The organism is Streptomyces sp. NPDC101118, from assembly GCF_044759445.1.
Classification (GTDB): Bacteria; Actinomycetota; Actinomycetes; order Streptomycetales; family Streptomycetaceae; genus Streptomyces.
This window is the reverse complement of sequence record NZ_JBIVZG010000040.1, coordinates 1-13,260: the sequence shown is the minus strand read 5'-3', so window position 1 is coordinate 13,260 and position 13,260 is coordinate 1. Positions and strand designations below refer to the sequence as shown.

Genomic DNA, 13,260 nt, shown 5'->3' with positions numbered 1-13,260 from the left:
CCGGCGCCCGACTCGTACCCGGCGCCCGAGCCGTACCCGGGGGACGCGTTCGCCCCTCAGGAGCCCTACCCCGCCGACGCGTTCCCGGCCCCCGGCCAGGAGCCCGTGGACACGTCCGCGGGGGAGTACCGCGACGACCCGGCGCACTGGTTCGACGACGAGGCCGGCCCGGTGGTCCGTCCGTACGCGATGACCCGCGGCCGGACCAGCAGCGCCGGCCGCCTCAGGCTCGACCTCATCGCCCTCGTCGTCGCGGAGCCCGACGAGGACCCCGAGTGGGAGCAGACCCTGTCCCCGGAGCACGCCGACATCCTCGGCCTGTGCCGGACCAGGCCCCAGTCCGTCGCCGAGCTCGCGGCCGAACTCGACCTGCCGGTCGGGGTGGTCCGCGTCCTCATCGGCGACCTCGTCGACGACCGGCTGGTGCACGTCACCCGGCCGGTCCCGCCGGCCGAACTGCCCGACGAATCCATTCTCCGTGAGGTGATCGATGGCCTTCGGGCGCTCTAGCCGGCCCGCCGGCACCGCCACGCACGCCGGAGCGGGCGGCCCCGCCCCGGTGGAACCGCTGACCCTGAAAATCCTCGTCGCGGGCGGCTTCGGGGTCGGCAAGACCACCCTGGTCAGCTCCGTCAGCGAGATCCGGCCGCTGCGCACCGAGGAGTCCCTGTCGGAGGCGGGCCGGCCGGTCGACGACACGATGGGTGTGGAGGGCAAGAGCACCACCACCGTCGCGATGGACTTCGGGCGGATCACCCTGCGGGACGACCTCGTCCTGTACCTGTTCGGCACGCCCGGGCAGGACCGCTTCTGGTTCCTCTGGGACGAGCTGGCGCAGGGCGCGCTCGGCGCGGTGGTGCTCGCCGACACCCGGCGCCTGCAGGACTGCTTCGCCGCCGTGGACTACTTCGAGCGGCGCGGGATCGCCTTCGTGGTCGCCGTGAACTGCTTCGACGGCGCCGACCGGCACCCCGCGGACACGGTGCGCCAGGCCCTCGACCTCGACCCCGAGGTGCCGGTGCTGCTCTGCGACGCCCGGCAGCGCTCGTCCGCGAAGGAGGTGCTGGCCGCGGTCGTGGAGCACGCCCTCGACCTGGCCCGCGCCCACCGGGCGCCCGCCCGCGCCTGACCGCCCGCGTGGCGGGAGTCCGTACGCACGGCAACGCGGCCCGTACCCCCGCCGACTGGGGTACGGGCCGCGTGCGGTGTCCAAGGAGTGTTCTCCCGCTGCGGGGACCCGTCAAGCACCCTCGCTGCAGTCCGTGTCGGGATCACTCCGGGGAGCCACCGGGAGCCGGGCGGGCCGCCCCGCGGAGCGGACGGTCCGCCCCGCTCACCGACCGCCGCCCGCCCCGCTCACCGACCGCTCACCGACCGCTCACCGCCTCCGCATCGGACGGATCACCGGACCGCCACGATGGCCGAGCCGTGCCCGAAGAGACCCTGGTTCGCGGTGATCCCGGCCCGCGCCACGGGGACCTGCCGGTCGCCCGCCGTGCCGCGCAGCTGCCAGGTCAGCTCGCACACCTGGGCGATCGCCTGCGCCGGCACGGCCTCGCCGAAGGAGGCCAGCCCACCGCTGGCGTTCACCGGGATCCGCCCGCCGAGGGCCGTCGCCCCCTCGCGCACCAGTTTGGCGCCCTCGCCCTCCGCGCAGAGGCCGATGTCCTCGTACCACTCCAGCTCCAGCGCGGTGGACAGGTCGTACACCTCGGCCAGGGACAGGTCGCCGGGGCCCAGCCCCGCTTCCTCGTAGGCGGCGGCCGCGATGGAGGAGCGGAAGCTCCCCGGCGCGGGTTCGACGGCCACCGCGGAGTCCGTGCCGATGTCCGGGAGGTCGAGCACCGTGCGCGGGTAGGTCGGGGTCACCGTCGACACCGCCCGGATCCGCACCGGATCGGCCACCCCGCGCGAGCGGGCGAAGTCCATGCTGGTCAGCACCAGCGCCGCCGCCCCGTCCGAGGTGGCGCAGATGTCCAGCAGCCGCAGCGGGTCGGCCACCACCGCCGAGGCGGCGACCTCCTCCGCCGTGACGGGCTTGCGGTAGCGGGCGTTCGGGTTGAGCGCCCCGGCCGCCGCGTTCTTCACCTTGACCAGCGCGAAGTCCTCGGGGGTGTCGCCGTACACGGCCATCCGCCGGCGCGCGTACAGCCCGAAGTACGCCGGGTTGGTCGCGCCCAGTACGCGGAACCGCACCCAGTCCGGGTCGTCCGGCCGGTCCCCGCCCGCCGGGGCGAAGAACCCCTTGGGCGCCGAGTCCGCACCCACCACGAGCACCACGTCCGCGAGCCCGGCGAGGATCTGCGCCCGCGCCGCGCCCACCGCCTGGGCCCCCGAGGCGCAGGCCGCGTACACGCTGGTCACCCGCGCGCCCTGCCAGCCGAGCGCCCGCGCGAAGGTGGCCCCGGCGACGTAGCCCGGGTATCCGCCGCGCACCGTGTCCGCGCCCACCACCGACCCCACGTCGGACCACTCCAGGCCCGCGTCCGCCAGCGCGGCCCGCGCGGCCGCCGTCCCGTACTCGACGAAGCTGCGCCCCCACTTGCCCCAGGGGTGCATCCCCGCACCGAGCACCGCCACGTCGCCGCTCACGACCGCACCTCCACGGGCCGGAACCGCCAGGTGGTCCACACCGTGTCCGCGTCCTCGTCGAGCACGCCCGGCACCACCTCCACGGCCGCGCCGACCTCCAGGTCGGCCGTGGTCACGCCGGGCTCCGCCTGCCCGAGCACCACCATCCGCTCCGCCTCCAGCTCCACGGCGAGCAGTGTGTACGGCTCCCAGGGCACGTCCGGATCGGAGACGTACGGCGCCGGCGGGCGGTACCTGCCGTCGGTGTACGACCAGACACGCCCGCGCCGTGACAGCGGCACCTCCGCCAGCTCACCGCCGGCGCAGGCCGGGTTGCGGCAGAAGGAGTCCTCCCGCGGGAAGAACACCGAGGCACAGGCCGTGCACCGGGTGCCCAGCAGGCGGAACTCCTCCTCGCCCGACGCGAGCGTGACGTGGGTGAACCAACCGGCCACGACCGGTGTGCGTGTGCGCGCCAAGACCCCTCCCCGGCAGTTGATCTGACGATACGTCAGAAGTCTGCCACGGGGCGGGCCCGCGGGTCAGCGGTTCTCCGCCAGCCACTTCTCGGCTGTCTCGGCCAGCTCGGCGTCCCGCCCGGCCAGCATCATCCGTATCATCTGCGCGTCACCGCGCAGCGACCACGCGGGATGCCCGAACGTCGCCGGGTTGTTCCCCTCGATCAGGAAGTGCGCGGGCCACGCCGTGCCGTACCCGATGAGCGGGAGTGCGGCGGCGTACCGCTTCCGCCCCCTGGCCAGCCCGTAGACCGTGACGGCCAGCCCGGTCAGCGTCCCCGTCAGGTGCACCCAGCGGGTGGCGGCGCGGGAGTGCATGGCGACGTAGTAGGGCCAGAATTCCTCGTACGACTCGAAAGAGCGCTCTGCTGCCATGACCCGACGGTACTGCGGCCCGCCGACAACGTGACCGGTACGTCGAAGGAGGTTTCGGGGAAGGGCTCGGGCCGGAGCGTGAAGTGCCACCACTCCTCGGGCAGGTTGACGAACCCCACGGCCTCCAGCGCTCCCTTCAGCCGCATCCGCCCCGCCCGCTGCTCCGCCGTCACCCGCCGGTCGCCGGTGTGGGAGAGGGTGTCGAAGAGGTCGAACGACCCGCCCATGTCCACCTCGTGGCCGCCCCTGCCCCCGCCGCCGGCCGCGCCGCCGGCGCCCAGGCCCGGCAGCCGCACCAGCGTCACGTCCACCGTGCTGCCCCGGCTGTGCGAGGACCGCTCGGCGATGTACCCCAGCTCGAAGAGCCGGCCCTTCTCGACCCGCGGGTAGAACTCCGCCTTCGTCCGCTGGTCCGCCGGGTCCCGCGCCCACCGCACGAAGTGCGCCACCGCCCGCCGCGGCCGGTAGCAGTCGTACACCTTCAGCCCGAACCCCCGGGCCAGCAGCGCCCGCTGCGCCCGCGCCAGCGCCCGGGCCGCCTCCCGCGTGAGCAGGCACACGCCCTCCTCGTACCCGTCCACCCGCACACCCAGGAAGTTGTGCTCCGAGGCGTACCGCATGTCCTCGGCCACGCTCGGGTCCACGTCCCGCAACGCCACGAGCCCGGCAGACCCCCCACCCGAGGCCCCGGCACCCCCCGCCCCCACGAGCAGCACCACACACACCAGCCCCACCAACCGGACCCGAAATCCCCCGACAGGCATCCATCGCATGGTCCTTGCTCTACCATCCCCACCGTGTCAGCACCGGTGAAGGACTCGCACTGCTCCGCCTGCGGAGCCCCCTACCCGCCCGCCGCGACGTGGCCCCGCACCTGCCCCGCCTGCGCGACCGTGGCGTACCGCAACCCGCTGCCCGTCGCGGTGGCCCTGCTCCCCGTCGTGGACGACGAGGGCACCGGCCTGGTGGTCATCACCCGCACGATCGAACCCGCCCGCGGCGGCACCGCCCTCCCCGGCGGGTTCATCGACCACGGCGAGGACTGGCGGACCGCCGTGGTCCGCGAACTCCGCGAGGAGACCGGCATCGAGGCCCCCGCGGACCAGGTCGAGCTCGCCGACGCACTCAGCTCCCCGGCCGGCCACCTGCTCCTCTTCGGCCTCCTCCCGCCCCGCCCGCGCACCGAACTCCCGCCCCCGGTCCCCACCGCCGAGACCACCGGCTGGCACACCCTCCGCACCCCCGCCCCCCTCGCCTTCCCCCTCCACACCCAGGCCGCATCCGCCTGGTTCGCCGGCACCTACACCCCCACCACCCGCCACCCCGCCTGACCCGCCCGCCGCATGCGCGCGGCTCGACTCACAGCCGCCCGGCACCGGAGCCGCACCCGCTCACACCCCCCGCACCCGCACCGGCAGGCCCGGCTGCGAGCCGTCCTCGCGTTCCACCCACACCTGGCCGCCCGCCCAACGCGAGACGAACCGCTCCACCCCCGGCAGCGCGAAGCCGTCCCCCTCGTCCCGTACGAGCAGACCGCCCCCCGACCGGCCGAGCGCGGGCGCCCACACCTCGAGCTCCAGACCCTCCGCGCCCCGCACCGGCACCACCGCACCCGCCCGCGCCAGCACCGGGACCCGCCCCGCCGGCGCGTCCAGCAGCACCTGCCCCGGACCCTCGTACGCGGCCCCGGTGGCCGTGTCGTACCACCGCCCCCGCGGCAGCCGCACCGCCCGCCGGTCCGCACCCGGTTCCAGCACCGGAGCCACCAGCAGCGCGTCCCCCAGCAGGAAGGCGTCCTCGCAGTCCCGCAGCGCCCGGTCCTCCGGCGCCCCCCACCACACCGGCCGCACGTAGGGCGCCCCGGTCCGGTGGGCCAGCTGCGCCAGCGTCACGAAGTACGGCCGCAGCCGCTCCCGTTCCGCCAGCGCCGCCCGCGCGTGCCCCAGCACCTCCGCCCCGAACTCCCACGGCTCCCGGCGCCCCGCCCAGATCGCGGCATGGGTGCGGAACAACGGCAGGTACGCCCCCAGCTGGAACCACCGCAGGTACAGCTCCGGCGACGGCGAACCGCCGAACCCGCCCACGTCCGGACCCGAGTACGGCACCCCGCACAACCCCAGCCCCAGCACCAGCGCCAGCGACGCCCGCAGCCCCGGCCACCCCGTCTCCACGTCACCCGACCACGTGCCCCCGTACCGCTGCATCCCCGCCCACCCCGACCGGGAGAACAGGAACGGCCGCTCCGCCGGGCGCAGCCGCACCAGCGCCTCGTACCCCGCCCGCGCCATGGCCAGCCCGTACACGTTGTGCGCGGCACGGTGGTCGCCGCCCGCCCCCTCCAGCGCGTGCCGCGCCGACCGCGGCAGCGTCATGTCCCCGAACGGCCGGAACGACACCGGCTCGTTCATGTCGTGCCACACCCCCGAGAAGCCCTGGTCCAGCCGCTCCGCGTACAGCCCGCCCCACCACTCCCGCGCCGCCGGATCCGTGAAGTCCGGGTACACGCACTCACCCGGCCACACCTCCCCGCGGACCTCCCGCCCGCGCCCGTCCCGCACGAACGCCCCCGCCGCGCGCCCCCCTTCGTAGACCGCGTCCCCCGGCTCCGCCTTCACCGCCGGGTCCACGATCGACACCAGCCGCACGCCCTGCTCCCGCAACTCCGCGGCCAGCGCCGGCAGATCCGGGAACCGCTCCCGGTCCACGGTGAACACCCGGTGCCCGTCGTAGTGGTCGATGTCCAGGTGCATGGACGCCAGCGGCAGCCCCCGCTCCCGGTACCCCGCCACCACCCGCCGCACCTCGCGCTCGCTGCCGAACCCCCACCGCGCATGCTGGTACCCCAGCGCCCACGACGGCGGCACCGCCGGCGCCCCCGTCAGCCCGGCCCACCCGCGCAGCACCCGGGCCGGCGTCCCCACCAGCACCCACCCCCGCAGCGGGCCGCCCTCCATGCGCAGCTCGGACACGCCGGGCCGGTCCTGACCCGACCCCGCGCCCTCCTCGCCCTCGCGCAGCGTCACCCGCCCGTCCCACGTGCAGTCGTGGAACATCAGGTGCGTCCCCGCGTCCGACACCACCACCTGCACCGGCATCGTGATGTACAGCGGATCGTCGTCCGGGCCGAACCCGCCCCTCGGGTCCGTGTTCCACAGCCGGTACGTGCCGCCCCGCAGCCGGGGCCCCGAGGCCCGCCCGCCCAGCCCGAAGAACCGCGCGTCCGCCGGCACCTCGGCCCGGGCCAGCCAACGCGCCCCGCCCACGGCGCGACCCGCACCCCCGACGGGCACCCCGTCGACCCCGCCGCCCGCAGCCCCGCCACCGGCCTCCGCCGCCCCGGCCCGCGGACTCCCGTCCACCGCTTCCCCCACCGGCTCCCACCAGCGCGGCGGCAGCTCCCGCCGCAGCATCGCGCCCCCCGGCGTCCGCACCTCCACCGCCCCGGTCCGCGAGACCACCACCGTCACCCGCTCCGACACCACCCGCCAGCCGCCGTCCGTGTCCGGCTCCAGCACGGCCCGCGCGTCGGGCTCCGGCCCGCCGCCCGCCAGCGCGTACGACGGCGTCCACCCCGCACCGTCCCACCCCCAGAACACCGCGCCGCCCACCGCGACCATCACCCGCAGCTCCGAACGGGCGAACCTCAGCACCCCGCCACCGGGCCGCGGCTCGGCACCCGTCAGCGCCCCCGGCACCCGCGCCCGCTCCGCACCCCGCCGCGGCAGCGCCGCCGCGTCCGCCCGGTCGTGCCGCCAGGCCGCACGCAAAGCGCGCAGGCCACGGGCCGATCCGGCCTCCTTCACCGTCCGTACGAGATCACGAGCGTCCATGCCGATCACCCTGCCACCCGCCCCCGGCCGCGCGGGCTCCGTTCAACTGGCGTTCACCCACATCCGGGACCCCGCCGGCCTGTGGCCACCCGCTCTGGTGCGGATGTCGATCACGTGGCATGGTCCCTCTGAGCCTGACGCGCACCACCCCGCGCGCGCCGGCACCGTACGCAGACCCCGCGCAGAGCCGCCGAACACCGGGAGCCGAAGACCCATGACCTCAGCCACTCCGCAGCCCGCACCCCTCTGGCAGCCGAGCCCGGAGCGGATCGCCGCCGCCCGGATCACGGCCTTCCAGAGCTGGGCCGCGGAGCGGTACGGGGCGCCCGCCGACGGCGGCTACGCCGCGCTCCACCGCTGGTCCGTCGACGAGCTCGACACCTTCTGGCGCGCCGTAGCCGACTGGTTCGACGTCCGCTTCACCACCCCGTACGAGCGCGTCCTCGGCGACCGCGCCATGCCCGGCGCCGAGTGGTTCCCCGGCGCCACCCTCAACTACGCCGAGCACGCCCTGCGCGCCGCGGAGGACCCGGCCCGCGCCGCGGACGCCGCCCTGCTGTACGTCGACGAGACCCACGACCCCGAGCCCGTCACCTGGGCCGAGCTGCGCCGCCAGGTCGGCGCCCTGGCCGCCCGGCTCCGCGAACTCGGCGTCTGCCCCGGCGACCGCGTCAGCGGCTACGTCCCCAACATCCCGCAGGCCGTCACCGCGCTCCTCGCCACCGCGGCCGTCGGCGCCGTCTGGACCTCCTGCGCCTCCGACTTCGGCGCCCGCAGCGTCCTCGACCGCTTCCAGCAGGTCGAGCCGGTCGTCCTCTTCACCGTCGACGGCTACCGCTACGGCGGCAAGGAGCACGACCGCCGCGACACCGTCACCGAACTCCGCGCCGAGCTCCCCTCGCTGCGCGCCGTCGTCCACATCCCGCTCCTGGGCACCGAAGCCCCCGAGGGCGCCCTCTCCTGGGACGAGCTGACCGCCGGCACCGACGAGCCCGTCTTCGAGGCCGTCCCCTTCGACCACCCCCTCTGGGTGCTGTACTCCTCCGGCACCACCGGCCTCCCCAAGGCCATCGTCCAGTCCCAGGGCGGCATCCTCCTGGAGCACCTCAAGCAGCTCGGCCTGCACTGCGACCTCGGCCCCGAGGACCGGTTCTTCTGGTACACCTCCACCGGCTGGATGATGTGGAACTTCCTCGTCTCCGGCCTGCTCACCGGCACGACCGTCGTCCTCTACGACGGCAGCCCCGGCTACCCCGAGACCGGCGCCCAGTGGCGGATCGCCGAGCGCACCCGGGCCACCCTCTTCGGCACCTCGGCCGCCTACGTCATGGCCTGCGGCAAGGCGGACGTCCACCCCGCCCGCGACCACGACCTCTCCGCCGTCAAGTGCGTCGCCACCACCGGCTCGCCCCTGCCGCCCGACGGCTTCCGCTGGCTCCACGACGAGGTCGCGGAAGACCTCTGGATCGCCTCCGTCAGCGGCGGCACCGACGTGTGCAGCTGCTTCGCGGGCGCCGTCCCCACCCTCCCCGTCCACATCGGCGAACTCCAGGCCCCCTGCCTCGGCACCGACCTCCAGTCCTGGGACCCCGCCGGCAAGCCCCTCGTCGGCGAGGTCGGCGAGCTGGTCGTCACCAACCCCATGCCGTCCATGCCGATCCACTTCTGGAACGACCCCGACGGCAGCCGCTACCGCGACAGCTACTTCGAGATGTTCCCCGGCGCCTGGCGCCACGGTGACTGGATCACGATCACCGACCACGGCTCCGTGATCATCCACGGCCGGTCCGACTCCACGCTCAACCGCCAGGGCGTCCGGATGGGCTCCGCCGACATCTACGAGGCCGTCGAACGCCTCCCCGAGATCAAGGAATCCCTGGTCATCGGCCTGGAGGAGCCCAACGGCGGCTACTGGATGCCGCTCTTCGTCCACCTCGCCCCCGGCGCCGCCCTCGACGACGACCTCCGCGCCCGCATCAAGGCGACCATCCGCGAGCAGCTCTCCCCGCGCCACGTCCCCGACGAGATCATCGAGGTCCCCGCAATCCCGCACACCCTCACCGGCAAGCGCATCGAGGTCCCCGTCAAGCGCCTGCTCCAGGGCACCCCCCTCGCCAAGGCCGTCAACCCCGGCTCCGTCGACAACCTCGACCTCCTCCGCTTCTACGAGGAGCTCGCCCGCACCCGCCGCTGATCCTCACGCACGGTCGCGTTGTCAGTGCCCACGGTTACGTTGGGTGAGCACTGACAGCCACCGCAGTGGGGGGACACCATGGCGTCGTACGCCAAGCACACCGGAAACCTGCGCCGCAGCCTGCGCCGCGAAGCCCCGAGCACCGTCGGCCTCCTCGCCGACCCCGAGGACTTCGCGGCCATGGCGCGGTACGAAAGCTTCCCCTTCGAGGACCATCCGGCCTACCTCCGGCAGGTCGAAGGACTCCTCAGATCACTCGCCGCCCAGGGCATCCACACGACCGTCGCCCTCTTCGATCCCGAGGACTACGAGGACTTCTGCCGCGACCAGCGGCTCGCCCCGGACTCCGCCGACGCCCGCACCCGCTTCACCGCCGAGATCGCCGGCACCGGCGCCGGCGTACCCTTCACCGGCCAGCCCATCGGGGAGCTGGCCACGCTCGTCGTCGACGAGACCGTCCGCCAGGCCACCTGGGAGTACGCCACGCTCCTGCTGGCCGGCCTCGGCCCCTGCGCCCACTGCGGCGAGGACATCGGACAGGCCTCCTTCGACCGCGCCACCCGCCTCCTGAAGCACCTCGTCGACGGCGCCGGCCCGGGCCGCCACCACCTGGTCTGCAGCATCCCCGCCGACGAGGAGCAGCTGACCACCGTGCTGCACGCCGACGCCACCGCGGACACCGGACCGGCCCGGCTCGACAGCCGCGAGGCACTGGACTTCGTCACCGTCCTCGCCGCCGGCCTCGCGCTCCGCGGGCCCGGGGGAGTGGTCCTGCGCAGCACCACCCCGGAGCTCCCCGACCGCGTCCACGCCTGGCGCCTGGACCACGGCGCCGTCCGCCCCCTGACCGCGGGCGAGGTGTTCAACGCCTACTGCACCGACGCGGAGACCGGCGAACTCGTACCGCCCGAGCCCGGCGTCGAGCACCGCGCCGGGTACCCCGTCGACCACGAGGTCCCGCACCACCCGCGCGATTAGATCCACCACGGACACGAAGGAGGAGAGGGGCTCCCGCCTCTCGACGGAAACCCCTCTCCTCTCTCACACCACGCGCCTCAGCGCGTCACCGGCTCACTCGCCGGACAGCACCGCCTGCGCGGCCACCCGCGCCTCGTCGGCGGAATCCGCAGCACGGGCCGCGGCGGCCGCACGCTCGCACTGGGCCAGCGTGTACTTCGCCAGCGTCGCCCGCACGTACGGAATGGAGGCGGCACCCATGGACAGGCTGGTCACACCCAGACCCGTCAGCACACACGCGAGCAGCGGATCCGACGCGGCCTCGCCACAGACACCACAGCTCTTGCCCTCCGCCCTGGCCGCCTCGGCGGACATGGTGATCAGGTCGAGCAGCGCCGGCTGCCACGGGTCCTGGAGACGGGACACCGCACCGACCTGGCGGTCGGCAGCGAAGGCGTACTGCGCCAGGTCGTTCGTGCCCAGCGACAGGAACTCGACCTCCTGGAGGATCGACCGGGCGCGCAGCGCGGCCGAGGGGATCTCGACCATCGCGCCGAACTTCGCCTGGAGACCCGCCTCGCGACAGGCGTCCGCGAAGGCCTTGGCGTCCGTCCGGTCGGCCACCATCGGGGCCATGACCTCCAGGTACACCGGCAGCCCCTGGGCCGCCTTGGCCAGGGCGGTCAGCTGGGTGCGCAGCACCTCGGGGTGGTCCAGCAGGCTCCGCAGACCGCGCACGCCCAGCGCGGGGTTCGGCTCGTCGGCCGGGGTCAGGAAGTCCAGCGGCTTGTCGGCACCCGCGTCGAGCACGCGCACCACGACCCGGCCCTCCGGGAAGGCCTCCAGCACCTTGCGGTACGACTCGATCTGCTTCTCCTCGGACGGCGCCTTCTTGCTGTCGTCCAGGAAGAGGAACTCCGTGCGGAAGAGACCGACACCCTCGGCCCCCGCCTCCACGGCCGCGGGCACGTCCGCCGGACCGCCGACGTTGGCGAGCAGCGGCACCTTGTGCCCGTCGGAAGTGGCGCCCGGACCGGACGAGGCGGCCAGCGCAGCCCTGCGCTCGGCCGCGGCGGCCTCCAGCTCGGCCCGCTTCTCCGGGCTCGGGTCGACGAAGATGTCTCCCGTACTGCCGTCGACGGCGATGACCGTGCCCTCCGCCAGCTCACCGGCACCCGGCAGCGCCACGACGGCCGGGACGCCCAGCGCCCGCGCGAGGATGGCGCTGTGGCTGGTCGGCCCGCCCTCCTCGGTCACGAAGCCGAGGACCAGCGCGGGGTCCAGCAGCGCCGTGTCGGCGGGCGCCAGGTCCCGGGCGATCAGCACGTACGGCTCGTCGCTGTCCGGCACACCCGGCATCGGCACGCCCAGCAGGCGGGCCACGATGCGGTTGCGCACGTCGTCGAGGTCGGCCACACGGCCGGCCATGTACTCGCCGGCCCCGGCGAGCAGCTCGCGGTACGAGGCGAAGGCGTCGTACACCCCGCGCTCCGCCGTGCTGCCGACGGCGATCCGCCGGTCCACGTCCGCCATGAGCTCCGGGTCCTGCGCGATCATGGCCTGGGCCTCCAGCACGTGCTGGGCCTCGCCACCGGCCAGCTGGCCGCGCGCGATGAGGTCGGCAGCCACGGCTTCCACGGCCTTGCGGGCGCGCCCCTGTTCGCGCTCCGCGTCCTCCGAGGGAATCTGCCTGGCCGGCGGCTCGAGTACCGCCGTGCCCATGTGCCGTACCTCGCCGATCGCCACACCGTGGCTCACGCCGACGCCTCGCAGCGTTGTCTCCATTTCACCCGTCTCCGATAGTGCGGCGGACCCGCCCGCCGCGATGGATGTCCGACTCGCCTTGGCGGCGAAGGGCACGTCAGGCCCAGCTGAAGAGGCTGTCTCCGGCCTTCACGTCACCCTCGACGACGTCAGAGAGCGCGTCGGCGGTGGCCTCCAGGGCCACGATCGGGCAGATGGGGGACTTGCCGGCGGCCTCGACGGCGGCCGGGTTCCACTTCACGACGGCCTGGCCGCGCGTGACGGTGTCGCCCTTGTTGACGAGCAGCTCGAAGCCCTCGCCGTTGAGCTGGACGGTGTCGATGCCCAGGTGGGTGAGGACGCCGTGGCCCTCGGAGTCCACGACGACGAAAGCGTGCGGGTGGAGGGAGACGACCACGCCGTCGACGGGGGCCACCGCCTCCGAAGGCTCGCGCACGGGATCAATGGCGGTACCGGGACCCACCATCGCGCCGGAGAACACCGGATCGGGTACTGCCGCGAGTCCGATGGCACGCCCGGCAAGAGGGGACGTCACGGTGGTCATGGATGGCCTCCCAGGGGTGGGGCTTCGTCGTGTCGCCGTCACTATGTGTATGCGTCCGGCGTACTGTTTAGAAGGGTAAGACATAAGAAGTCCGGGTTCGCCCGGTGTTGGTCCCCAACTGGGCTGGCCCTTCGGTCCTGGAGACTAGTGGACTAGACCGGTGGACTAGACCACCATAGCCCGGAGCGATTTGCTTCGTCACCGGGCGAGAGGTACTGTCTTAAGTCCTGCCCGACCGCCCACGTGGTTCCACGTGATCGACGGAGGGCGGGCAACCCACTTCTTCACTTCGCTGATCAGATCTCGATCTTTCGGCTCGTTCCGCATGCTTGCGGTACGGGTGGTCGGAGAGAGCGAAAAGCGCTGATAGTGTGGGGAACGCCGAAAGGGAAAAGCGACGGAAACGTTCGCCGGAACCGGAAAGCACCGAGGAAATCGGGTCGGAAAGATCTGATAGAGTCGGAAACGAAGGAAGCGCCCGGAGGGCCCGGAAACGGGAACAAAGGA

Annotated in this window: 12 protein-coding genes; 5 read left to right on the top strand and 7 right to left on the bottom strand. The window is 74.0% G+C overall.

The window, feature by feature from the left end:
• Window positions 1-105: 105 nt before the first annotated feature.
• Both ACIQUQ_RS35075 and ACIQUQ_RS35070 read left to right on the top strand, forming a co-directional pair.
• Window positions 106-510 carry a DUF742 domain-containing protein gene (locus ACIQUQ_RS35075; RefSeq protein ID WP_403984230.1) on the top strand — a complete coding sequence of 135 codons (405 nt, stop codon included), beginning with the start codon at window positions 106-108 and terminating at the stop codon, window positions 508-510.
• Window positions 491-1,129, top strand: a complete 639-nt coding sequence (locus ACIQUQ_RS35070; RefSeq protein ID WP_403984212.1) for a GTP-binding protein — start codon at window positions 491-493, stop codon at window positions 1,127-1,129. The genes ACIQUQ_RS35075 and ACIQUQ_RS35070 overlap by 20 nt, the downstream gene beginning before the upstream one ends.
• A 272-nt stretch (window positions 1,130-1,401) precedes the next feature.
• On the opposite strand, the gene ACIQUQ_RS35065 is transcribed toward ACIQUQ_RS35070, so the two are convergent.
• The 4 genes from ACIQUQ_RS35065 to ACIQUQ_RS35050 form a co-directional block, all read right to left on the bottom strand.
• On the bottom strand, window positions 1,402-2,592 hold the full coding sequence (locus ACIQUQ_RS35065) for a lipid-transfer protein (protein ID WP_403984210.1): 1,191 nt from the start codon (window positions 2,590-2,592) through the stop codon (window positions 1,402-1,404).
• Entirely contained in the window at window positions 2,589-3,050 is a 462-nt protein-coding gene (locus ACIQUQ_RS35060; RefSeq protein WP_403984208.1) for a Zn-ribbon domain-containing OB-fold protein, read from the bottom strand. The genes ACIQUQ_RS35065 and ACIQUQ_RS35060 overlap by 4 nt, the downstream gene beginning before the upstream one ends.
• 63 nt (window positions 3,051-3,113) lie before the next feature.
• Window positions 3,114-3,464 carry an Mpo1-like protein gene (locus ACIQUQ_RS35055; protein ID WP_403984206.1) on the bottom strand — a complete coding sequence of 117 codons (351 nt, stop codon included), beginning with the start codon at window positions 3,462-3,464 and terminating at the stop codon, window positions 3,114-3,116.
• The gene (locus tag ACIQUQ_RS35050; RefSeq protein ID WP_403984204.1) at window positions 3,371-4,096 is read right to left on the bottom strand and encodes a M15 family metallopeptidase; all 726 of its coding nucleotides are present in this window, start codon (window positions 4,094-4,096) and stop codon (window positions 3,371-3,373) included. The genes ACIQUQ_RS35055 and ACIQUQ_RS35050 overlap by 94 nt, the downstream gene beginning before the upstream one ends.
• Window positions 4,097-4,261: 165 nt before the next feature.
• Here ACIQUQ_RS35050 and ACIQUQ_RS35045 point away from each other — a divergent pair, with 165 nt between their 5' ends.
• Window positions 4,262-4,795 (top strand): NUDIX domain-containing protein, encoded by a 534-nt coding sequence (locus tag ACIQUQ_RS35045; RefSeq protein ID WP_403984202.1) that lies wholly within the window; start codon window positions 4,262-4,264, stop codon window positions 4,793-4,795.
• A gap of 60 nt (window positions 4,796-4,855) precedes the next feature.
• Here the strand turns inward: ACIQUQ_RS35045 and ACIQUQ_RS35040 are convergent, their stop codons facing one another.
• Window positions 4,856-7,294, bottom strand: a complete 2,439-nt coding sequence (locus tag ACIQUQ_RS35040) for a glycoside hydrolase family 31 protein (protein WP_403984200.1) — start codon at window positions 7,292-7,294, stop codon at window positions 4,856-4,858.
• A gap of 214 nt (window positions 7,295-7,508) precedes the next feature.
• Between ACIQUQ_RS35040 and ACIQUQ_RS35035 the strand changes: the two genes are divergently transcribed.
• Window positions 7,509-9,488, top strand: coding sequence for an acetoacetate--CoA ligase (locus tag ACIQUQ_RS35035; protein WP_403984198.1), 1,980 nt, complete (start codon window positions 7,509-7,511; stop codon window positions 9,486-9,488).
• Window positions 9,489-9,566: 78 nt separating this feature from the next.
• The gene (locus ACIQUQ_RS35030) at window positions 9,567-10,466 is read left to right on the top strand and encodes a hypothetical protein (RefSeq protein WP_403984196.1); all 900 of its coding nucleotides are present in this window, start codon (window positions 9,567-9,569) and stop codon (window positions 10,464-10,466) included.
• A gap of 93 nt (window positions 10,467-10,559) precedes the next feature.
• Here the strand turns inward: ACIQUQ_RS35030 and ptsP are convergent, their stop codons facing one another.
• The gene (gene ptsP / locus ACIQUQ_RS35025; protein ID WP_403984194.1) at window positions 10,560-12,230 is read right to left on the bottom strand and encodes a phosphoenolpyruvate--protein phosphotransferase; all 1,671 of its coding nucleotides are present in this window, start codon (window positions 12,228-12,230) and stop codon (window positions 10,560-10,562) included.
• Window positions 12,231-12,306: 76 nt separating this feature from the next.
• Complete coding sequence (locus tag ACIQUQ_RS35020; protein ID WP_399947284.1) at window positions 12,307-12,753, bottom strand: PTS glucose transporter subunit IIA; 447 nt, start codon at window positions 12,751-12,753, stop codon at window positions 12,307-12,309.
• Window positions 12,754-13,260: the final 507 nt, after the last annotated feature.